Source organism: Pseudoalteromonas sp. DSM 26666, from assembly GCF_900116475.1.
GTDB classification, from domain to species: Bacteria; Pseudomonadota; Gammaproteobacteria; order Enterobacterales; family Alteromonadaceae; genus Pseudoalteromonas; species Pseudoalteromonas tetraodonis.
Genome location: NZ_FPAR01000001.1, coordinates 199,170 through 220,808, shown reverse-complemented (window position 1 = coordinate 220,808; position 21,639 = coordinate 199,170). Strand labels below are relative to the sequence as shown.

Below are 21,639 nucleotides of genomic sequence, written 5' to 3'. Positions count from 1 at the left end.
CCTCTTTAAAAAATCAACAAATATAAAACAAAAACGCTAACTTATTTCTACAATCAGATTGCAATTAAGCGATTAGTTTACGTAAAAAAACATTTTAAAAATTATTTTGATTGAGCAATTAAAAAACACTTTACTTGGTATAAAAAGCAGCATAAATTCGCAGCCAAATTAACCTGCTTCAAATAATCGCGCCACTATCACACCTAAATCAGCAATTATTTAAACCCTTTTTATCGGAATAATCTAATGGTGGAACTTGCCGCTAATAGTAAATCAAATAATCCTTTAGCCCCTGTTATTGGTTTATCTTTTTTTGCTATTGCTTCGGGCTTTTTAATGAGCCTGATCCCGTTATCACTGAGTGCTTTTAAGTTAAGTATTGATCTTGCGCCTTGGCTTGCCAGCGTCTTTTATTTTGGTTTACTTATTGGCGCGCTGTGTATTGAGCGTGTGGTAGTAAAAATTGGCCACCGTATGGCATTTATCGCATTTTTAATGTTGCTGATCATCAGTGTTATTGCGCAGATCATTTCCCCTACAGCCACAATGTGGTTAATTGCTCGCTTTGTTGCTGGTATTGCTGTTGCGGGAGTATTTGTAGTGGTCGAGTCGTGGTTGTTAATGGCGAATACACCTAAGGCGCGAGCTAAACGCTTAGGTTTATATATGACCTCTTTATATGGTGGCAGCGCTGTGGGGCAATTAGCAATCACACCGCTTGGCACTGAAGGTGCCGTACCGTATTTATTTGTCGTGGCCCTTTTGGCGTTGGCTATTTTAGCTCCATTATTAATTACCACAGGCCAACCTAATGCTCAGCAATTACAAAAGCTGCCACTTAAAGAGTTAAAAACTCTCAGCCGCCCTGCTATTTTAGGCTGTTTAGTATCAGGATTATTACTAGGCCCTATTTACGGGTTATTACCTGTTTATATAGCCGCGCAAACTGATCAAGCCCAATATACCGGCTTACTTATGGCGGTGATTATTTTAGGTGGTATGCTGGTGCAACCTTTAGTGAGTTATTTATCAACCCGTATTATAAAAAGCTTACTTATGGCTATTTTTTGTTTTGTTGGTGCTGCCAGCGTAATGGGAATATTAAACGCACATAGCTTTGGCGGATTAGTTGTAAGTTACTTTGTATTAGGTGCGTGTAGTTTTGCACTTTATCCGATTGCAATTACTTTAGCGTGCGACTCCTTACCTATGGCAAAAATAGTGTCAGCCACTGAAATAATGCTGCTCAGCTACAGTGTCGGCTCTGTATTAGGCCCGTTGTTGGCAACGCATTTTTCTGATGCAAGCCATGGTGTGCTTATTTATTTAGGTGGTTGTTTAATTACCACCTGTATTTATATGCTCATAAAAAGTATGAAAAAAATACCCACAGGTAACACCCCTGTTGCAGGTTAATTAACGCAATAAACCGCTTAAGCTTATTCGTTTGCCACTAAGCGGTTTATACCTGCGCTACCACTTTACTAGCTATGTTTTTTAACTCTTTTAGCTCAATTTGATACTCGTTTATGAGCTCGTCAACAAAACAGCTGCGGTTGTTGTCATCACTTATGATAAACACCTTGTGTTTAGCACGAGTGAGCGCCACATAAAATAAGCGTCGCTCTTCGCTATGGGCATACAAATCTTTAGCGGGTAACAGAGCTTCTAACATTGCAGGCGATGGCTTAGTGCTCGGAAATCCAAATTGCCCGCCATGCATACCTAATATAACTACGTAATCGGCTTCTTTACCCTTTGAACCATGAAAGGTATCACACTCAATTTGTAATGAAGAAAAGGTGTGCTGCAAGGCGTTAATATCGGCTTTAATAGGTAACTGAAAGCGATAGCGTGCTAGTAAATACACAACAGCGGGCTTATTTGTGTTGATAGCGCCAAGTACATGGGCAAGTGCCCCATTATTTAGCTCAGCTATTTTTGTATTTTTGCTTGAGACAACATTCGCTGTTTTTAATACGCTAATAGCGGACTTTGTCACTTGTGATAATGAGTTAATTTGCTTAGCTAACTGGGCAGGGTTTTTCATGATAAAACATGAAGCAACCTCACTAATTTTATTATTAAAACGAAACGTAACATCCAGTATGGTTTGTGTGGTAAAACCAAAATGTGCGGCAAATTCTGTGGTAAGGCGCATATCAGCACCACTAAAACGGTAAATAGCTTGCCAGTCATCGCCTACTACAAACAAAGAGCTTCTAGGCTTACTATCGCGCAGCGCTTTAACCAACGCCGCACGCGTAGGCGATATATCTTGAAATTCATCAACCATGATATAACGCCAAGGTGATATAAACTTTCTTGTATTAACATAATCGAGGGCTTTGAGGATCATATCGTCAAAGTCTATTTCACCTTGAGTATGTAAATAATGGTTATAGTTGGCTAGTAATGGCTTTAATAATTTCCAAGCCTGCTGTATCTGCTTTGAATCGTTCTCAAGCGTTATATTTGCTGTTTTATACACGCTAATTAATTGACTAAATAAAGTCGCTAATTTGGTTAAATAACCGCCAGCTTTTATCTCTTGTAGAAGCGCTATATGATTAGGCTTTGCAGTGCTTAATTCAAACCCACTTTTAACGTCATTAAGATTGTTATTTATATAGTTTACCAGTGCTTTAGCATACTGTGGCTTAGCATTAGCAAGCGATTCAAAACACCCTTCAACCCATTTTATTTTAGCTTTTTCGTTTTCAGCAAGTTTAGATATTTTAGGCGTTTTTCTCTCAACCTCACTAATAATTGTTAAACCTAAGCTGTGAAAAGTAGCGGTTTTTATAGCCTGTGTATTCAGCTTAGCTTTAATACGTTCGTCCATTTCACTGGCAGCTTGCTTACCATAGGCGAGTAATAAAATATCATCGTAATTAGCTTGCTCACTGTTAACTAAATAGCCCGCTCGCGCAACCATTACACTGGTTTTACCTGTGCCGGCACCGGCTAATACGAGGTTATTATCGTCATCAATAATGCATGCCCGTCTTTGCTTTTCAGTAAGTGGGTTTGCTTCAACGTTATCGAAAAAACCAGCATAACGCTGCAACTGGGTCTGTGTGTATTTATGCTGTAAAAAGCGAGTTAATGAATCGCTCCACTGACTATATTGTTCGAGCAGTTTTATTTGCGTGCTAACAACTGCCAATGCCTCACTCTTTTTTATCCAAGGTAACCAGCGGTTGTATTGTTGTTTAACGCGCTGTTTTATATCTGCCACATAGGATTGACGCAAAAATTGATGATGTGCAAATTGGTTAATATTTTCTAGCAGCTCATTTAATGGTTCAATATTATTATTGACCCATAGCTGATCCGTCTTGGCTTTAAGTATTCGGTGACTGCCATAAGCCCTCATCCACACTCGATACTGCCTAGACTTTGTTGAAAAACGTAGTGTTTGTCCAAGCACCCCATATTCATAACAAATAGGCGAGGTTAAATCGCACCAATTCAGTGTATCTGTGTGCTTTTTGTTGTTAATGACTAAACCTTGTTGATTAATATCAACAGCGAGGTGTGGGGTAAACAGGCGGCCAAATACGCTGGGGAAAATAGAATTCATTAACAGCAGAATTCCTTTATAAAAATGAACCAATTAACGCTATTTTAAGGTAATACGCGCTGTAAGGATAATAAATCTGGCGGTAAAATTTTCAACGCGTTAAAGTAGAACAAAAAACAACAATCAATTTATCCATTTCCTTGGCATAACTCCCTATTGTGACTAATATTTACTCTACATACAGTGATTTAACAAGGATTGAAACATGCGAATTAACTCAATTAGAACCAAAGTTATTTTACCTATTGCTTTTTTAGCACTGATCCTTGCAGGTTTACTTGTATCAATTGCATCAATTACTTACATACAAGACAACGCGATGAAAAGGCAAACCGAAACCTTTTTTGAAGCCGTTACCGTTATTTTAAATGCTGACAGAGACATATACCAAGCACGTATTGCACTGGAAAATCTACTCAGTGCCACAGGCGATAATGAGACCAATAAAGCAGAGTTTTTAGAAAACGCTGAACAAGTCAAAGACCGCTTCAACAAATACTTAACGTACTTAAAAGATGAACAAGCATTATTGTCAAAACATGACTCTTTTTCTCGTTTTGAGCCTTTATACAATCAATGGCTAGACCACAGTAAAACGTTAATGGATTCGAGTCACTCACAAAGTAAAATGCAAAGTGATTTGAATCAAACTGAATCTGAATTTTTACAAATACGAGAAATGATGGATCAAGCAGGTGAAGAGCTTCGCATCCATACCAATAAACAGCAGCAAGATAAAGTCGGCTCAGAGTTATTAAGTCGCTATGTAGAAGCAATGGCCGAGGTGCTCAATGCAGATAGAGATATATACCAAGCTCGACTAGCAAAACAAAAAATTGTAAACCAACATGGCGAATTGGCACAAAACCAAAAACTATTTGAAGAAAATGCAGCTCAGGTTATTCGTCGTTTTAATAGTTACCGCAGCTACTTAATTGATGAGCCACAACTGACACAAAAATACGCTAATTTTGATCAACTTTATCAACAGTGGTACGAGAAAGGAAAAGCGTTAGTTTACTCAAGTTCGGCTAATCAAATAGCCTTAATTGATGATAATTTAGCGCAAGCAGATAAAAGCTTTAATGAATTGAGAGAAATACTTGATATAGCGGGCGAAGAAGCGCGAACCTATGCCCGAAAAGTAAAACATGAAGTGCAAGCTAGCATTCAACTTTTTGAAAAAATTGTGTTTGTTATCATTATTATTGCCTTTATTGTTGCTTTAGCTGTGGGTTATTACATCCCTAAAAAACTCACCGACAATATAAATAATATTACTCTACGAATCCAAGAAATTGCCGCTGGTGATGGTGATTTAACGCAAAGAATTAATACTACATCACATGACGAGCTCGGTGAGCTGAGTAATGAGTTTGATAACTTTTTAGCGCACCTGCAGCAAATAATAAAAAACATTCAGCAGCAATCCATTCAACTAGGTACTGTGACCGGCGATCTTAATAATGTCTCTGATACCGCGATGGACGTGACCCAGCAACTTGCTAATGCGTCTGACTCTATTGTAAGCGCTGGTCATGAAATGGATATGGCAAACCAGCAAATGGCTGAGCTGGCTAAAAATACCGCCCACGAAGCTGATATTTCTAGCGAGCAGGTACAGCAAGGAGTTCAAGCCATTGATGTATCGAGTAAAGCAATTGAAGATTTAATCAATGATATTCAATCGGCTTTATCTAATTCTATTGAATTAGAAAGCAGCTCAACCGATATTACGTCTGTACTTGAGGTCATTAGAAATATTGCCGAACAAACTAACTTATTAGCGTTAAATGCCGCGATTGAGGCTGCCAGAGCTGGCGAGCAAGGCCGTGGGTTTGCCGTTGTCGCTGATGAGGTTAGAACGTTGGCTACTCGCACACAACAAAGCACCGATGAAATAGATACAATGATCCAACGCTTAAATAACAATGTAAAAGCGTCATCAGATTCTATTAAAAACAGTCAAACAAATGCTAATGCCACACTCAGTAATTTTGATGCCGTTATTAGTATTTTTAGCAACCTAACTCACGCCTTTGAAAAAGTGCAGCAAATGTCGGCCGAAACCGCACAAGCAACACAAGAACAATCCCATGTAGCAAACGAGATTAATAGAAATTTGGTATCGTTAAAAGAACAGTCAGCACAAATGAAACAAATCTCTGAGCAAACAACATTGCAGTCAAAAAATGTATCAGCGCTTTACAAGCAAATGAAATCGCAAGTAGATAGCTTTAAAGTATAGTGCTGTAAGTTTTTAAAACAATGGCGCAGTGTTTACTGCGCCATTAAGTTAAACCCAACTAAGCCGAATAGCCTAGGCTAATGTATCAATAATAATTATTTCACACTCTGTTGTTGCAGTTAGCGTGATAAAATCAGCATGAGTGACCTCAGCACCATCCCCTTTGTTCATGGTAATTACACTGCTTTTGTCATCTACAGTAAATACACCATCAGATGCAAGTACATAAGCTTGATGATCAATACGCTGAGTGATGGTGGTACCTTTTGCAATCTTTCCACCATAAATGCGTGCTTGTTGATTGATAAATAAGGTGTTACCCGCATCTTCTGCATAACCCGACACTAAAAGCGTAAGCTCGTTAGCTACGTCGGTCGGAAATTTTTTACTTTCCCAACGCGGCGGCACATCTTGTTTATTACTTTGAATCCAAATTTGATAAAAAGTAAGTGGCTCATTGGTACGATTATACTCAGAATGCACAATGCCTGTGCCTGCACTCATTACCTGCACTTCACCTTGCTCGGTTATGCCTTTATTACCCATATTATCTTGATGAGTAATGGCACCACTGCGTATGAAACTAATAATTTCCATATTTTTGTGTGGATGCGCTCCAAATCCCATTTCAGGTGCAACCCAATCATCATTAACAACGCGTAATGTACCAAAGCCCATACGTGCCGGATTATAGTAATGTGCAAAACTAAAATGATGTTTAGATTTAAGCCAACCGTGATCGGCACTGCCTAAACTATTCTTTGGATAATGATTGATCATGGTCTTTCCTCAAAAAGAATAAACATTAATTAATATGGACGTTCACGGTCGTGTGGAGCATCAAAATGATGCTTTGCACCCAGCGGTACTATTTGTGTTGGATTAATCGTTAAGTGGCTTACATAGTAATGCACCTTTGTGTACTCTAAATCGACTGTTTCTTTAACACCCGGTACTTGGTACAGCTCGTTAACGTAATTGCTAATATGGTGAAACTCGCTTAATTTTTGACGGTTACACTTAAAATGCCCGTGATACACCGCATCAAAGCGAATAAGGGTTGTAAATAAACGCCAATCAGCTTCTGTAATAACATCACCAACGAGATAGCGCTGCTTAGCTAAACGCGCTTCTAGCCAGTCTAAACTATCAAATAGTGCGGTGTAAGCCTCGTTGTAAGCTTCTTGTGTAGTAGCAAAACCGGCTTTATATACGCCGTTATTAATGGTGTTATAGACACGGTTATTCACGGCTTCGATTTCTTCACGAAGTGGCTCTGGATAATAATCATCAGTATTGCCAGTGAGCTCATTAAACGCACTATTAAGCATACGAATGATCTCTATTGATTCATTATTTACAATAGTTTGCGTTTTTTTATCCCATAAAATCGGCACAGTAACCCGCCCTTCATAACTAGGATCGGCTTTTAAATATAATTGATAGGCGTAATCTAAGTTATAAAGTGGATCGCCCTGCTCGCCAAATTCCCAGCCGTTTTCCATCATGGGCGCTTCAACAATACTCATAGAAATAATGTCTTCGAGCTGCTTTAATTTACGAAAAATAATCGTTCTGTGCGCCCATGGGCACGCCAGCGATACATATAAATGATAACGCCCCGCCTCAGGGGTAAATTTGCTTTGTGGCGCTGATGAAATAGTATCCCTAAAACGGCTGTCTTGGCGTACAAATTTACCGTCGCTTTTTTCGGTGTCGTACCATTTATCGACCCATTCACCGTTAACAAGTAATCCCATGTCCGTCTCCTAAGTATGTAGAATGTGCCAACCTTACGCAGATTGGCAGCTTAAAGTTCAATCAGTTATATGCTCAGCTTATTGGTTTAATTTGTTATGAATTTTTCCATCAAGGGATAGCTTTCCAGCTCCTTGAATAAATAAGGCCAAGGTAATTGCCAACAACGATAAACCAAACTCGTAACCGTTGTTGCTCATAAATAAGCCGTTATCTATATGTACGGTAAAAATAGCAACCACCATAGTGATAGCCAGTACAAAACTCGCAGGACGCACCAGCAAACCAACGATGAGTAGTAATCCACCAAAAAATTCAGCGCCACCCGCCATTAATGCCATTAAATAGCCCGGTGCTAAGCCAATCGACTCCATCCATTGCCCTGTGCCTTCCAAGCCATAGCCACCAAACCACGCAAACAGTTTTTGTGCCCCATGAGCACTAAACACTAATCCTGCAATAAGCCTTAATGGTAGTGTTGCAAAAGACTGTTCAGTTTTTGTGATGGCAGCTGTGATATTTTTAATCGTCATAATGTTTACCTGTATTGTTTCTGTTGATTATGCAGCTATTGTATAAGTTGAATTAAAATTAAATAACTCCTATTATTTGCTTTATATGTTCAAATATTTTGAACAGTTAATATTTGGTATGATGATGAATACACCCCCTATTAGCATAGAAGCTTTACTGGTATTAGACGCCATTGAGCATCGTGGCAGTTATGCAGCCGCTGCAGAGCAACTTAATAAAGTGCCATCAGCCCTGTCGTATATTGTTAATAAACTTGAAGAGCAATTAAATGTAACTTTATTTCAGCGCCAAGGTCGGCGAGCAGTTTTAACCCCCGCAGGTAAACATTTACTGAGCGAGGGGCGTAAAGTGCTCAATGCTATAAATAATTTATCGGAGCAAACACAAACTATAGCTAATGGCTGGGAGCCTAGAATACGGATTGCTTGTGACTCAATTATTGACGTAACTAATGTTTTTGCTGCTTTGCAACAATTTTTAATTGAACATAAAAGCATTGAAATTGATGTAAAAGAAGAGGTCATGAGCGGTACATGGGAGGCGTTAATAGAAGACAATGTTGACTTAGTGATTGGTGCACCCGCCCCCGTGCCTGCTCAAAAAGGGATCAGAGCAGTGAAAATAACGGATATTCAAAATGTACTTGTGGTTCACCCAACCCACCCTTTAGCAAAAGAGCAAAAACCCATCAAGCCTAGTGAGCTTGGTCAATACACCACAGTGATAGTTCATGACTCTGCAAAACAAAGTATTCCGTGGTCAGCTAATTTAATCGAAGGTAGTCAACGTTTTTATGTAAGCTCCGTAAAACAAAAAATTACCGCTATTTTATCGGGAATCGGGATTGGTTATTTACCAGTAAACCTTATTGCTGAACATATTAAAGCTAAAAAACTTCATGTTGTGGAGCTCATTGAACCACGTCCTATTCAAGACTTATACCTTGCATGGAAAATAACCAACAAAGGTAAAGGATTAAAAAAATTGACTCAACTTTTAATCGACAATAATTTACAGACATGAAATAAGCCAACTACATAAATGCAAAAGCCCATGCTAACTAAATTAGCATGGGCTTTTTTAATCACTAATAGATTTTATAGAGCAAGATCTTGCTTAGCACGTGTTAAATTGTGCGACACTAACTCGTTACCTGATATTTGCTGTGCTTCGTAAAAGTCAGATAACGCTGCGGTTTCGTTTTTAGCCATTAAACGGCCAACACCGCGGTTACTTAAAGCAAATGAGGTCAGCTCACGTACTTTAAAACGTGGGCCTGTACTTTGCTGTAATAATGTAATTGCTTTTGAGCAAATTTCTTCAGCTTGGCTGTAGTTTTTTGATTTTACATTTAATGCGCAACTGTTAAATGCAACTTCGAATTCTTGTGGGGCTGTTGCAGCCTCTTCAATAACCATTAACTTGTAGTCACTTTGATCAGCCATTACAGCAGCTGAGCAAGTTAATAAAGAGCCAAGAGCGATGGTTTTGATAAGTGAGCGTTTCATGATTAGTTTCCTATTTGGTTAGTCGTGCTTGTTGCCGACAACTAAACTTTAGAGTGTTTACTTAATCTCGACAAACGATTAAAAACAAACCAATAAGTGAAAAAAACTAACCTATAGACTTTAGTCTAATTAAACTGAGCATATTCGTTTTAATAAAAGCGACAAATAACCGCTCGTTTAACTAGGCTGCAAACCCGATATGATTATTTACTGATTTAAGTAATCAATAACTTCTTCTTGTAAATCAATGTATTCGTCTTCAGACATATTTAACTTTTTAAGTATAAACGGTTCAAGGCGCTCCCAATCTTTAATTTTTTCATCACGTAAAATACTATTTACTATGCTTTCAGAGAGCTTTAACACACAAAAACAGAGCTGTTGATTAGGATCGGATGTGTCCTCAAGTAAACTTAAATCATGATGGCGTAGAATAAGCTGGCAAATATCTCTTGGTAAATGCCAACTCGATGCTAAGTAATAGCCGATAATGGCATGATTAGCGCCATAAACACGATCTTCAATATCAACTAAACTTTCTTTACTGCTTCTATTTGAACCATGCAGCACATTGACGTAGTCGTCATATTTAATCGCCATCGGAACTATGCCGCAATCATGAAATAAACCGAGAGTGTATAAGTATTCAACTGGAATTTTATTTTTTACTCGCTGCCCAACAATCATGTTTACATTAGCAATTTCAGACGCGTTATCCCAAAAACGCTCTAAACTAATACAACATGTTTTTTGTAAAAACATTTGCTTTAATTTAAGCGCAGGAATAAGTGCTTCTATGCCATTCCAACCTAAAAACATGATGGCTTGTTTTATGTCAGCAATGCTTCGCACTAAGCCGTAAGCGGGTGAATTAACAATTTTTAAAATAGCAGACGATATGGCCACATCTTTAGCAACTATATCTGCAGCAGCCATTAAAGACGGCTCATTTTGACGTGCTAATCTATCAAGATCATCTAAAATTTGCGGTTTTGGGGGAATAATAAAGTTTTTGTTTACATCAGATAATACCTGCTCATTAACGACAAACATCGATGTCTAGCCTCCAGCTAAGCTATATGGATTATTTATTTAATTCCATTTGAACTTTTATACTAGAAGTTGATTAGAGATTTATCAATTTGTAGGTGCTGAAATTGGTAGGGTAAAAATAATTTTTAAAACGACAGCAGCACACGCCCAGTATATAGACGTGTGCTTTGAATACTAGCTTATTAGAAGTAATAGCCAATATTAATGTTGAAGCGGCGTTCAGTTTCGCTGCTATCGCCCGCTAATGAGCCACCAACAAACGGCATGTTTTTACCATGAACTAAGTCAAAGTATGTAAATAAACCACCTGCAGCGACCGAGAAACCGGTTACGTTCATCCAGGTATCTTTGCTGTTGTCTGATTTGTCGTAAATAGCGCTGTAGTCATTATAAAACTGTAAGTTTGTTACTGCGCCCCATTGCACCGGCACACTGTATGCTACGTTTGCACTCGACATGGTTGCTTCCGCTGCCATGCTATCGTAAAACGAGTAAGCGCCTACAGCAATACGGTTTACGTTATCAATATCGTAATTGTATTCGCCATGTTGTAATTGCAAGTTCCAAGGGCCCATATTACTGTTTAAGTGAAGCGCCCATGCGTTATAGTCACCTGCGCGGTCAACACCATCATGCAAGCCACCAGAAAGCGCTGACACACCAATTTCAGTTTTACCACCCTCATGCTCTAGGTGGTAGCCGTAACGACCTGAGAACGTATTGTACTCGCCTATAGCATTAGTTGGCTCGGCATAAACACCATCTCCAGCTTCTCTAAAGCCAACAATGTCGTAAGAATAGCGATCGCTGCGGTTATCTACATAACCATCAACACCACCTAATTCATCATTTTTGAAAAAACCTAAATCAAGCTGCCAGTTATCGGCAATTTTACGCTTAAATAACACCCCTAAATCGTGGTCGTCTTCAAGGCCAACGTAATAGTTAGTGCTGAAAAAGTAGTTATGTGAATTGTAAGGCCAGTTACCAAAAGGAACCTGAGTAATACCTGCTTGAACTTGCCAATCATCAGCAAAATCGTAAGCAGCATAGGCGTATTTAACAGCTGTCATGTAATCAAAAAAACGAATTTCAGCGTTTAGTTTTACATCACCCACATCGCCTGAGAAATTTAGACGAAAAATATCAAAGTCAAAATCGCCGCCGCGATTTTTATTATCGTCATCATACGAAGTATGGCTGTAGTTGGTTCGAACAGCACCACCAACTTTAATTCCCTGAGGCTTGTGTTCATGTTTAGCTACTTTAACTTCAGCTGTATCTTCTTTCACTTCAATGGTGCGTTCGATTGTCTTTTCACTTTTTTGCTCTGCTTTTGCAAGTTGCTTTTGCAGCATTTCCACTTGTTTTTGTAAACTGCTTAATTGCTGCTTTACTTTATCAAGATCTGTATCTGCATGTGCCTGATGTGAAAAAACAACCATAGCCACTGCTAGTGCTAAAGGTTTCATAGGTGTCATAATTTGTCCTTGCTTGCCTTGTTGATATTATTAACTCGAACTTGGTCAGCGTGAGCTAAGTACCTGCTTGATTTTACATGTTGTTTTACAATGATAACGTATTTTTACAACTCTTCAATTACACCTTGTGATTTTGCGCAACACAACAGCAACACACAAACTACTTTTTAGCAGGGTAAGCATGACAATTAATCATCATTTTAATAAATGAAAGCAGCAGCTTGCAAAATTAAAGCTTAAAAAAATAGTAGGATGATCATGTACCTATTTTTAATGTGTTATTATTTAAAAATCATTTTTAAAACAGCCAGTTTGTTGCTACATATATAAATTAAGGATTCTCCAAAAATGAAAAATAACGATACCTTTAACACAATTGCTACGTTAATTTTTAAGCATCTTTATAATAACTTTCCAAGCCCAAGCCAGTTAGATCCTGAACAATTAATTAGCGATGCCTCAGATCATCACGGTGAGCAAATAAAAGGAACAATTGCGTTTCTTCTTCATGAGGAATATATATTTTCGACGCCCAGCGCCACTTTTTTGCTAACCGAAAAAGGCTTTAGCCACGCTTTGTGTCCTAAGTTTTAAACTCACCACTTACAAAGCGATACCACAAAAAAAGCCCTAGCAATTAAAGCTAGGGCTTTATAATGATTTTTAACGTTTATTTTTTCTCTTTTTCTAAACGCTTCTTAAGGCTCAATGCCGCGTCGGCCGCCAGTAAGCGCATAAATTCAGAACCATTATTTTGCTCACCCTGCCCTGCACCTATAACAATTTCAGGCACTAAGCGACTGTTACCTAAGCTATTAAATAAAGCCGTTTGAATTTTAACTTCTGCTTTAAGTGTTTCATCAAATACATACTTAGGATCAAGCGCTGCTGATTTTGCGCGTAAACGTGCTTCAGCTAAAACGTCCATACCTAATGCTTCTAAGCGTTGCTGTTTTAAAATTTCTTCTTGCTCTTTTGCAAGCTCCGCTTTAACAGCTACACGTTGCTGGGCAGAAATAATCGCATTCGCTTTTATTCGTTCTGCATCAATTTGCTCTTTAATTTTTAGCTTTTCAGACTCAGCTCTTTGCTTTGCAATCGCTTGTTCGCCTAATGCCACTTCAGTACGTGCTTGTTGCTCTGCTTTTTTAAGGTTTTGTCTTGCCAGCGCTTCATCAGCAGCCGCTTGTTTTTGCGCCTCTAAACGTGCATTTACTTTATTTTCGTAATCAATATCAATAATACTCGCATCAACGACTGTGATCCCATAAGAGCCTAAAATAGGCGCATTACGTAGCGGATTACCTTCAGCATCCTTCTTTATATTAATGGTAACGCGTTGTTGCTTACTTAAATTACTTAAATCATCTGACTTATCACGCTCACCGGTACTAATAATTTGCTCAGTAACAAAAATACCATTAGTAAGTTGATCAGAAAAATCTTGGCTTAATTGACCATTACCACCTGAATAATGTTGCTCCACCGACATCATACGAGCCGACGCTTTTACATTTTCTGTTGTTGCACGCATTAAAAGGTTAGAAATTAGGGTTTCTTGGGAGCCAAATTCTTCATGAATTTTTAATAAACCACGCAAAGCACCCGATTCACTAGCGGGTACGTTGCCAGGTAATCTAAAGCGGGAAACACCGCGTGCCCCACCGGTCGTGGTATCTAAGAATCGAATAGGAATGAGTGGTACAATGGCACTGGCTGTTGCGCTGCTATCGCCGGTAAAGTTAATTGAAATAACTTTTTTATAGGCTGATGTCGTACCAAATGCTTTTAAGTAAGGGCCCGCTTGATTTATTACCGTTAAATTACCGGTAAAAGCTGACTGATGAACTAGCCGTTCATCGGCTTCATTCCATGAAATAACCTGCGACGTTAATGTTGCAATCACGGCTAACACCACGACAACGGATGTTAGTAAAATCACATTACGACGACCAAAACGTGCCATAAATGAGGTGTTTTTTGCCTCAGCGACTGCTTGTTGTTCGCTATCCATTTTTAGTACTCTCCATGTTTAGTTTCTTTTTAACAAAATACGTAATTTCTTGTTCGCTTAAATGCGCACAAAAACTACCCGATCGATGCAAATCTATAAAAGTTGCAAGGATCTCTTGTTTGCCTTTAATTGTTTTTTCCTGGTTTTCTTGGGTTTGGTTTTTCTCGCTAAGTTGAGCAATGAGTTCATCAATAATGGTGTCTTTATCAAATAACACATTATATTCTTTTGACTTTCTTACTCGGCTCTTACGTACATTGCTGTAAATCACATAAAGCGCCACACACAAAATAATAACAAGCGTACTTAACCCAATAATATAAAAAATCATAACGTCTGCTTATATTAATTGAATAATTAACCATAACAACAAATGTAACGGTTAAATCACAAATGTTAAGCCGATAATTTTACAGAATAACGACCCAAATAACAGAATTAAAACTTGGCCCTTGTATATTTTTGTAAAAATTAAAATAGAAAAGTTTAATATCAGAAGTCTCAATATCTACAATATTACTTTTAGTGAGTGTTAGTAAAAGTTATTACCTGTATTGGTAACAGCCTATTAGACTCAACAGTGAACATCTTCTGTTCAAACTTTCATATTGAATACTAAGCCATTTATTCTTTTTAAAATGAGCTGATCTCAAAGTGAAAATTGCAATTATTTCCGAGTAAAGTTAAAAAAATTTAAATTTTTTACTGGCGAAGATTAAAATGCGACCTACCCTTAGTATGTAAATTAGGTACTGATTATTTGCTCAAAGTTAAATCATATGGGCATGCAGTTGATCGTTTACGTTACATCAAACCACTTATTAGTGAAAAGGATATAAAGATGAATAAATGTAAATACGCAGCATTGCTCGCTACAGCTATCTATGGACAATGCAGTTTTGCTGCAATCGATGAGCTCACTATTTTACAACACACTCAAGAAGCAAAGAAAACCACAATCGCCAAACACGCTTCTACCCATGTAAAACTTTCTAAGCAATTTGCTATCGAAACTGCGCAAGGACACGTAATTACTCAAACTGTATCGCACCCTAATGCTGATTACATAAAGCTACATTTTAGCCAAGTAGATCTAAATGGTGACGCAAAGTTAGTCGTTAGAAGCGAAGACAACTCAGAGCGATATGAATATAGTAGTAATAATATGGACGCAGCAACAATCGATAGCTTAAACGGGGATGATGGTGTGCATTCATTTTCTTCTATGTCGGTATCAAATGACAGCGTTATCATTGAATATTACCCTGATCCAAAAACCAGTAAGCAGCATCACCAGTTTGGTATTATTGATAGTTACTTTTACGGTACCGAAAGCGCTAATATAAAACTCAGCGAAGACAATACACCTGCCCCCTTGTCAACATGTGGCATTAATGAACGCAAAGACGTGCAATGTTGGGCCGACTCAAACCCAACAGAGTTTGACCGCAGCCGCCCGGTAGCACGCTTAGTAATTGGTGGCCGCAGCTTATGTACCGGTTGGCGCGTTGGCAGCGATAATAAGTTATTTACCAATAACCACTGTATAGAGACTGCATCTGAGCTTGCCTCTACAGAAGTGTGGTTTAACTACCAAAATAAAAGTTGTAATGGCACAACCAGAGAAACCATTGTAAAAGTAACGGGTAAAGAGTTTTTTAAAACTGACTACACGTTAGATTATACGCTGTTCAGTGTTAATGACTTTGCCAATATTGAACAGTTTGGCTACTTAGGGCTTGATGTGCGAAACGCAGAGCAAAGTGAACGTATTTATATTCCGCAACATGGTTCAGGTAATCCTAAGGAGCTGTCGATTGAATCGGATCAAGACACCAATGGTTTGTGCCAAGTTAATGCCCCCTCAACGAATGGGCGTGGAAGTAATACTGATATTGGATACTATTGTGACACTATAGGTGGCTCTTCCGGTTCTCCTGTTGTTGCAGCATCAAGTAATCGTGTTATTGCACTTCATCACTTAGGCGGATGCTACAATAAAGGCGCCAAAATAAGTAAGATTTGGCCCCAAGTCGCAACTTACTTTAATAACACAGTGCCTGTTGGCGATAACGACGGTAATACACCACTGCCACCTACCGCGCGTTTTGAATACAGCTGTGAACAATTACAGTGTAATTTTGATGCAACTGGTTCCAGCTCCGCAGGTACAATCATTAACTACAGTTGGAACTTTGGCGATAATCAAACCGATACAGGCGCAACTGTGATGCATAGTTTTGTCTCTGCGGGTGACTACGACGTTTCTGTTACTGTGAAAGATAGTAACAATAATACAAATACACTAACCCAAACTATTAGTGTTTCCGATGGTTCACCAACAGAAATTGAATTAACTAAAGGCCAAGCATTAACAGGCCAAAGTGCAGCATTAAATCAAGAGACTATTTACTATATTGATGTACCTGCAAATAGCACTAACATTTCAATCGGCATAACAGGTGGTTCGGGTGATGCAGACCTCTACGTTAAGAAAAATACAATACCTACCACAAACGATTACGACTGCCGACCATTTAGAAATGGTAACACTGAAAGCTGTAATATAAGTCAAGGAGAAGGTCGCTATTACGTTATGCTTAAAGCCTATAGCAGCTACAGTAATGTCACTATTATGGCTGATTATGAAAATAGCGCACCACCTACAGATAATGATACTCGTGTATTAACTTCTCGTGCTTATGGATTTCCAGATTTTTGGCAGCGCTATAGTTATGTAGTACCTACAGGCACAACTACTGTAAACATAAAAACATTGGGTGGCGAGGGAAATACTAACCTCTATGTTAGAGCGGATGCAGCGGTAACAAAAACACAATATGATTGCTTATCGAACAACAAAGGCAACAATGAAAGTTGTATCTTAGAGGTGAGTTCAGGCCAGACATTACAAATCGGCTTGTTAGGTGTCACTAATTACGATTGGGTTAAGCTTGTTGCAACTGCAAAATAATTAATATCATTTCCCTAAACAAAGCACTGCAGTAAACCTGCAGTGCTTTGTTTAGGGTTTAATTTACTCTTTTAATGCAGAGCGTATTAAACAACACAATAAGTAAAAAATGGCACCTATTACAAAAAGAACTCATAGTTAGTCGTAATTAAAAAACATAATCCGATCTCGCTATTGAGTGCGTGATAATAGCTTCAAAACTTGTTTAACTACCATTTCTGGCTCATCATTTTGTGGATAGTGGTAACTTTTACTGGTTAGCACTATCTCACCTTGAGGAAAAGCATTAGCCCAGTTTAAATGCAGTTCTCCCCACATTTCACGCCCTTTATCAGTAAAAAATAACACCGATGGATTTTCATATTTTTTAACTGAGGCAATAACCGTCACGGGAATATCTGCTATTTGTGGGTAATCGGGCAAAGGCCGCTTCGACCAAAAGTCTAAATACTGATTCGATATGCCGTTTTTCATATCATCACGTTTTATAGCAGCAATTTCTTTTTCAGCGCGCGGTAAATCAATCTTACGCATAATATCAACATCATGCTCTGAGGCGGGTTCAATTAACATTAACGCTTTAATGTTATCAGGGTAGCTTGCTGCAAATACCCTTGCGATATAAGCACCATAAGAATGCGCCACATAAACTACTGGTTCATCAATTTTTAGTGCTTTAAGCAGTAGTAAAGCCTCAGCAGCATATTCTTCTGAGCTATAGTTTTTCTTTATTTGCGCTGAGCCGCCATTGCCAATTCGAGAATAGCGAATTACTTTTGCATGCTTGATAAGCGAGTTATAAATGGGATCCCAATCACTCAGCCCTGCAGAGCCACCCGCCTCGAGTAAAACAGTGTGTTTACCACTACCCGCTATTTCATATTCAATATCAAAGCCATTTACTTTAACTTTTGCAAGCTCAGCAAACGCAGCGGTAGAGGTGATTAATACCCAAAATAGAGTCGTTTTTATTATTAGTTTCATGTTGTTAAAGCTAATTAGTAGTTAGCTTAAGTTTATAACATTAAGCACTATGTTTATAAATAATTTCTCTATCACATACCCTTAAAAATAAATAATCACGTCAATCACTCTTAAATCCTGTTTTGACTGATAGATTTCCCTATTCAAGCCTATAAACCTCTGTAACCCTATGCCATAATCTAAATAATTCATAAATTTAGTAACTTGGCGGTATATAAACCGTTTCAAGCTAACTTATAGGGTTTTTTAATGGCTTATCAAGAGCAAAACCAAGCAACAATCTACTGGCACGACTACGAGACCTGGGGGGCAAGCCCGCAAAAGGATAAGCCGAGCCAATTTGCAGGTGTGCGCACCGATCTTGATTTAAATATTATTGGCGAGCCGCTTATTGAGTACTGTAAGCCGCAAGCGGATTATTTACCCCATCCTGAAGCGTGTTTAATCACCGGTATTACCCCGCAAGTGGCGATGCAAAAAGGCTTAGTTGAGGCTGAGTTTATTGCTAAAATTCATGCCGAATTTAGCGTGCCCAATACCTGTGTGGCTGGTTATAACAGTATTCGCTTTGATGATGAAGTAAGCCGATATAGCTTTTATCGTAACTTTTACGACCCATATGAGCGTGAATATAAAAACAATAACAGTCGTTGGGATATTATAGATTTAGTGCGTGCCTGCTATGCACTTCGCCCTGAGGGCATTGAGTGGCCATTAAAAGAAGATGGCAGCCCAAGTTTTAAACTTGAGCATTTAACTGTCGCTAATGGTATTGAACATGCCGCTGCGCACGATGCATTAAGTGATGTAACGGCTACCATTGCACTGGCTAAATTAATAAAAGAAAAGCAGCCTAAGCTGTATCACTTCTTTTTTAGTTTGCGTAATAAGAAAGCCCTTGCTGAATTGGTGGACGTGTTTAACATGACCCCATTAGTGCATACCTCGTCGCGTATTCCAGCAACCCAGGGTTGTACCACGTGGGTGGCACCTATGAGCTTTCATCCTGTTAATAAAAACGCGGTTATTTGTTTTGATTTAACCCAAAACCCACAGGTATTACTTGATTTAAATGTAGAAGAGTTACGCAAGCGTTTATACACCAAACGTATAGATTTAGCAGAGGGTGATTTACCCGTAGGTTTAAAATTGGTGCATTTAAACAAGTGCCCTATTTTAGCGCCAGCTAAAACGCTACTGCCTGAAAACGCTGCTCGCTTGGGTATTGACCGCGAGCAATGCTTGGCTAATTTAGCCATTTTAAAAGCCAATACTGAGCTTCGCGATAAAGTCACTGAGGTATTTAATGAGCAAGGCGATTACAGCGCGACCACGAACGTAGATTACTTATTATATGATGGCTTTACTAGCCATGCTGATAAAGCTAAATTTGCGATTATTCGTGATGCAAAGCCTGAAGACTTAGCAAGCTTAAAACTTGAATTTGAAGATCCTAAATTTAATACTTTGCTGTTTAGATACCGCGCCCGTAACTGGCCACAAACGCTCAACCAGCAAGAGCTTGATCAATGGCGTCAATATTGCCAAAGCAAGTTAATGCATGGCGAAGATCAGCCATCAATCAGCGCACAAGATTTTATGATCACTCTTGAAAACCTAGCGCACGAGCATGACGACAGCGAAAAAAATCTTACAATTTTAAAGGCCTTATATAACTACGCGCAAAGTATGTAATTTGCTTTAGTGTATATAACGCATGAAAAACGCGACACTTTAGCAATAAAGTGTCGCGTTTTTTGTTTTAAGTAACTGTACCACTACAAACAAAGTAAAATTTATTTCACAAAGAGAAGCAAATGAGGCGTAAATGAGAAACGCATAAAACCAACATTTACTGTTTATGTTTATCACTTTCTCTAAAAGCGCAGCACCTCTTACCCTTTTTGTGAAAAGTTTACTTTTACCAATTACATTACTTTTTATGCAGTGCTTCAATACGCGCTAGTAAACTTGATGTGTCGTACCTGCCGCCGCCAAGAGCCTGTACATCGGCGTAGTATTGATCGACCGTTGCAGTCATTGGCAGCGTTGCACCATTATTTTTAGCTTCATCAAGGGCAATGCCTAAATCTTTACGCATCCAATCTACAGCAAAACCAAACTCGTACTCGCCTGCCCACATTGTTTTGTAGCGGTTTTCCATTTGCCACGAACCAGCTGCGCCTTTAGAAATGGTTTCTATTACTTTTTCGCCATCAAGCCCTGCTTGTTTAGCAAAATGTAAGCCCTCAGCTAAGCCTTGTACCACACCAGCAATACAAATTTGGTTGACCATTTTACATAATTGTCCAGATCCAACTTCCCCTAATAACTGGCTAAAACGGCTAAACGCCGCCATGATAGGTTGTGCTTTAGCAAATACCGCTTCGTTGCCACCAGCCATTACGGTTAATACCCCGTTTTCAGCACCTGCTTGACCGCCCGATACTGGCGCATCAATAAAGTCGATATGCTGTAAAGCCGCTTTTGCCGCAACTTCACGCGCTACCTCAGCAGAAGTAGTTGTGTGATCGATTAAAATCGTGTTTTTGTCCATACCAGCTAAAACACCATCATCGCCGTATACCACTGACCGTAAGTCGTCGTCATTCCCAACACACATAAATACCATATCGGCACCACTTGCAGCTTCACGCGGGGTAGGTGCAAAACTGCCGTTAAAATCTTCAACCCATTTTTGTGCTTTAGCTGCTGTGCGGTTATAAACACATACGCTGCGCCCCGCTTTTGCTAGATGCCCTGCCATTGGGTAACCCATTACGCCTAAACCTATAAATGCAATTTTTACTGACATAAAAATGACCTATTTAACTGATAACTTAGAAACATAAGCTCGATTATGTCAATCGGCCGCTAAAAAAGCGAATGAAAGTCTTTTAAAATTTCCCTCATACGGAAATTAGGTAGGTAATCTATGGATAGTATTTATCAATTTAACGCACCACTTTGTAATAACGATGATTTTTCTTTGAGTCAGCTAAAAGGAAAAACGGTTCTTATTGTTAATACCGCCAGTAAATGTCATTTTTCTGCGCAATTATGCGCGCTAGAAAAGCTATATCAACAATACAAAAACGATGGGTTTACTATTTTAGCCTTTCCGTGTAATCAATTTGATAAAAATGAGCCATTAGAGGGAATGGCCATTAAAGACTATTATCAAAAACATTTTTCAATTAATTTTGAGGTGTTTAATAAGGTCATGGTAAATGGCCCAGATACGCATCCACTGTTTAGTTATTTAAAGTCTCATACACGAGGTATTGCACAAAACCGAGCAATAAAATGGAACTTCACTAAGTTTTTAGTTAATGCACAAGGGCAGCTGGTTGCTCGCTATGCACCGCGAACTAAACCGGAGTCATTACATAATGTAATAACAAGCTGCTTAGAATCAGTGCCCGTTATAAAACCGACGACCGCTCGTTTAGGAGTCCGTTCGGCTGTATTAAAATAATCCTGTCGTAATTAAAACAAC

18 protein-coding genes are annotated in these 21,639 nt (G+C 38.8%); 7 read left to right on the top strand and 11 right to left on the bottom strand.

From position 1 onward, the window contains the following. Positions 1–246 precede the first annotated feature (246 nt). Entirely contained in the window at positions 247–1,416 is a 1,170-nt protein-coding gene (locus BM380_RS00970; protein WP_024603123.1) for an MFS transporter, read from the top strand. A gap of 46 nt (positions 1,417–1,462) precedes the next feature. Here BM380_RS00970 and helD read toward each other — a convergent pair whose 3' ends face one another. After that, complete coding sequence (gene helD / locus BM380_RS00965) at positions 1,463–3,586, bottom strand: DNA helicase IV (protein WP_090492377.1); 2,124 nt, start codon at positions 3,584–3,586, stop codon at positions 1,463–1,465. A 205-nt stretch (positions 3,587–3,791) separates the two neighbouring features. Between helD and BM380_RS00960 the strand changes: the two genes are divergently transcribed. Continuing rightward, positions 3,792–5,834 (top strand): methyl-accepting chemotaxis protein, encoded by a 2,043-nt coding sequence (locus BM380_RS00960; protein ID WP_090492375.1) that lies wholly within the window; start codon positions 3,792–3,794, stop codon positions 5,832–5,834. Between the two features lie 72 nt (positions 5,835–5,906). Here BM380_RS00960 and BM380_RS00955 read toward each other — a convergent pair whose 3' ends face one another. The 3 genes from BM380_RS00955 to BM380_RS00945 all read right to left on the bottom strand — a co-directional run bounded on the left by BM380_RS00955 (position 5,907) and on the right by BM380_RS00945 (position 8,125). Then, positions 5,907–6,614, bottom strand: a complete 708-nt coding sequence (locus BM380_RS00955) for a pirin family protein (protein WP_090492373.1) — start codon at positions 6,612–6,614, stop codon at positions 5,907–5,909. Positions 6,615–6,643: 29 nt separating this feature from the next. Then, the gene (locus tag BM380_RS00950; RefSeq protein WP_024601612.1) at positions 6,644–7,594 is read right to left on the bottom strand and encodes a glutathione S-transferase family protein; all 951 of its coding nucleotides are present in this window, start codon (positions 7,592–7,594) and stop codon (positions 6,644–6,646) included. Positions 7,595–7,672: 78 nt separating this feature from the next. Continuing rightward, positions 7,673–8,125, bottom strand: a complete 453-nt coding sequence (locus tag BM380_RS00945; protein WP_058154782.1) for a DoxX family protein — start codon at positions 8,123–8,125, stop codon at positions 7,673–7,675. Positions 8,126–8,249: 124 nt separating this feature from the next. On the opposite strand from BM380_RS00945, the gene BM380_RS00940 reads away from it, so the two are divergent. Continuing rightward, entirely contained in the window at positions 8,250–9,149 is a 900-nt protein-coding gene (locus tag BM380_RS00940) for a LysR substrate-binding domain-containing protein (RefSeq protein ID WP_024601610.1), read from the top strand. A 74-nt stretch (positions 9,150–9,223) separates the two neighbouring features. Here BM380_RS00940 and BM380_RS00935 read toward each other — a convergent pair whose 3' ends face one another. The 3 genes from BM380_RS00935 to BM380_RS00925 all read right to left on the bottom strand — a co-directional run bounded on the left by BM380_RS00935 (position 9,224) and on the right by BM380_RS00925 (position 12,168). Further along, entirely contained in the window at positions 9,224–9,634 is a 411-nt protein-coding gene (locus BM380_RS00935) for a hypothetical protein (RefSeq protein ID WP_013465125.1), read from the bottom strand. A 207-nt stretch (positions 9,635–9,841) separates the two neighbouring features. Further along, a complete protein-coding gene (locus tag BM380_RS00930) occupies positions 9,842–10,687 on the bottom strand; it encodes an HDOD domain-containing protein (RefSeq protein ID WP_013465126.1) in 846 nt (281 codons plus the stop codon). Between the two features lie 182 nt (positions 10,688–10,869). Continuing rightward, a complete protein-coding gene (locus tag BM380_RS00925; RefSeq protein WP_090492372.1) occupies positions 10,870–12,168 on the bottom strand; it encodes a porin in 1,299 nt (432 codons plus the stop codon). 348 nt (positions 12,169–12,516) lie between these two features. Between BM380_RS00925 and BM380_RS00920 the strand changes: the two genes are divergently transcribed. Then, complete coding sequence (locus BM380_RS00920; RefSeq protein WP_090492370.1) at positions 12,517–12,762, top strand: hypothetical protein; 246 nt, start codon at positions 12,517–12,519, stop codon at positions 12,760–12,762. Between the two features lie 76 nt (positions 12,763–12,838). Here the strand turns inward: BM380_RS00920 and BM380_RS00915 are convergent, their stop codons facing one another. After that, a complete protein-coding gene (locus BM380_RS00915; RefSeq protein ID WP_013465129.1) occupies positions 12,839–14,182 on the bottom strand; it encodes an SPFH domain-containing protein in 1,344 nt (447 codons plus the stop codon). Then, on the bottom strand, positions 14,175–14,513 hold the full coding sequence (locus tag BM380_RS00910) for a methanolan biosynthesis protein EpsI (protein WP_090492368.1): 339 nt from the start codon (positions 14,511–14,513) through the stop codon (positions 14,175–14,177). Before BM380_RS00910 ends, BM380_RS00915 begins: the two co-directional genes overlap by 8 nt. Positions 14,514–15,023: 510 nt before the next feature. Between BM380_RS00910 and BM380_RS00905 the strand changes: the two genes are divergently transcribed. Beyond that, complete coding sequence (locus BM380_RS00905; protein ID WP_090492366.1) at positions 15,024–17,156, top strand: pre-peptidase C-terminal domain-containing protein; 2,133 nt, start codon at positions 15,024–15,026, stop codon at positions 17,154–17,156. A gap of 171 nt (positions 17,157–17,327) precedes the next feature. On the opposite strand, the gene BM380_RS00900 is transcribed toward BM380_RS00905, so the two are convergent. Beyond that, entirely contained in the window at positions 17,328–18,140 is an 813-nt protein-coding gene (locus BM380_RS00900; RefSeq protein WP_064662553.1) for an alpha/beta fold hydrolase, read from the bottom strand. A gap of 249 nt (positions 18,141–18,389) precedes the next feature. On the opposite strand from BM380_RS00900, the gene sbcB reads away from it, so the two are divergent. Next, entirely contained in the window at positions 18,390–19,835 is a 1,446-nt protein-coding gene (sbcB, locus tag BM380_RS00895; RefSeq protein WP_090492364.1) for an exodeoxyribonuclease I, read from the top strand. A 238-nt stretch (positions 19,836–20,073) separates the two neighbouring features. On the opposite strand, the gene BM380_RS00890 is transcribed toward sbcB, so the two are convergent. Then, positions 20,074–20,955 (bottom strand): NAD(P)-dependent oxidoreductase, encoded by an 882-nt coding sequence (locus BM380_RS00890; RefSeq protein WP_090492362.1) that lies wholly within the window; start codon positions 20,953–20,955, stop codon positions 20,074–20,076. Positions 20,956–21,075: 120 nt separating this feature from the next. Here BM380_RS00890 and BM380_RS00885 point away from each other — a divergent pair, with 120 nt between their 5' ends. Beyond that, the gene (locus tag BM380_RS00885; protein WP_013465134.1) at positions 21,076–21,618 is read left to right on the top strand and encodes a glutathione peroxidase; all 543 of its coding nucleotides are present in this window, start codon (positions 21,076–21,078) and stop codon (positions 21,616–21,618) included. The last annotated feature ends 21 nt before the right edge of the window (positions 21,619–21,639 follow it).

What these genes read in the sequence shown, in the direction of transcription:
- BM380_RS00960 (WP_090492375.1), top strand. Translation starts at nt 3,792, where the DNA reads ATGCGAATTAACTCAATTAGAACCAAAGTTATTTTACCTATTGCTTTT.
- sbcB (WP_090492364.1), top strand. Translation starts at nt 18,390, where the DNA reads ATGGCTTATCAAGAGCAAAACCAAGCAACAATCTACTGGCACGACTAC.
- BM380_RS00905 (WP_090492366.1), top strand. Translation starts at nt 15,024, where the DNA reads ATGAATAAATGTAAATACGCAGCATTGCTCGCTACAGCTATCTATGGA.
- BM380_RS00970 (WP_024603123.1), top strand. Translation starts at nt 247, where the DNA reads ATGGTGGAACTTGCCGCTAATAGTAAATCAAATAATCCTTTAGCCCCT.
- helD (WP_090492377.1), bottom strand. Translation starts at nt 3,586, where the DNA reads ATGAATTCTATTTTCCCCAGCGTATTTGGCCGCCTGTTTACCCCACAC.
- BM380_RS00950 (WP_024601612.1), bottom strand. Translation starts at nt 7,594, where the DNA reads ATGGGATTACTTGTTAACGGTGAATGGGTCGATAAATGGTACGACACC.
- BM380_RS00910 (WP_090492368.1), bottom strand. Translation starts at nt 14,513, where the DNA reads ATGATTTTTTATATTATTGGGTTAAGTACGCTTGTTATTATTTTGTGT.
- BM380_RS00935 (WP_013465125.1), bottom strand. Translation starts at nt 9,634, where the DNA reads ATGAAACGCTCACTTATCAAAACCATCGCTCTTGGCTCTTTATTAACT.
- BM380_RS00925 (WP_090492372.1), bottom strand. Translation starts at nt 12,168, where the DNA reads ATGACACCTATGAAACCTTTAGCACTAGCAGTGGCTATGGTTGTTTTT.
- BM380_RS00945 (WP_058154782.1), bottom strand. Translation starts at nt 8,125, where the DNA reads ATGACGATTAAAAATATCACAGCTGCCATCACAAAAACTGAACAGTCT.
- BM380_RS00885 (WP_013465134.1), top strand. Translation starts at nt 21,076, where the DNA reads ATGGATAGTATTTATCAATTTAACGCACCACTTTGTAATAACGATGAT.
- BM380_RS00915 (WP_013465129.1), bottom strand. Translation starts at nt 14,182, where the DNA reads ATGGATAGCGAACAACAAGCAGTCGCTGAGGCAAAAAACACCTCATTT.
- BM380_RS00920 (WP_090492370.1), top strand. Translation starts at nt 12,517, where the DNA reads ATGAAAAATAACGATACCTTTAACACAATTGCTACGTTAATTTTTAAG.
- BM380_RS00955 (WP_090492373.1), bottom strand. Translation starts at nt 6,614, where the DNA reads ATGATCAATCATTATCCAAAGAATAGTTTAGGCAGTGCCGATCACGGT.
- BM380_RS00890 (WP_090492362.1), bottom strand. Translation starts at nt 20,955, where the DNA reads ATGTCAGTAAAAATTGCATTTATAGGTTTAGGCGTAATGGGTTACCCA.
- BM380_RS00940 (WP_024601610.1), top strand. Translation starts at nt 8,250, where the DNA reads ATGAATACACCCCCTATTAGCATAGAAGCTTTACTGGTATTAGACGCC.
- BM380_RS00900 (WP_064662553.1), bottom strand. Translation starts at nt 18,140, where the DNA reads ATGAAACTAATAATAAAAACGACTCTATTTTGGGTATTAATCACCTCT.
- BM380_RS00930 (WP_013465126.1), bottom strand. Translation starts at nt 10,687, where the DNA reads ATGTTTGTCGTTAATGAGCAGGTATTATCTGATGTAAACAAAAACTTT.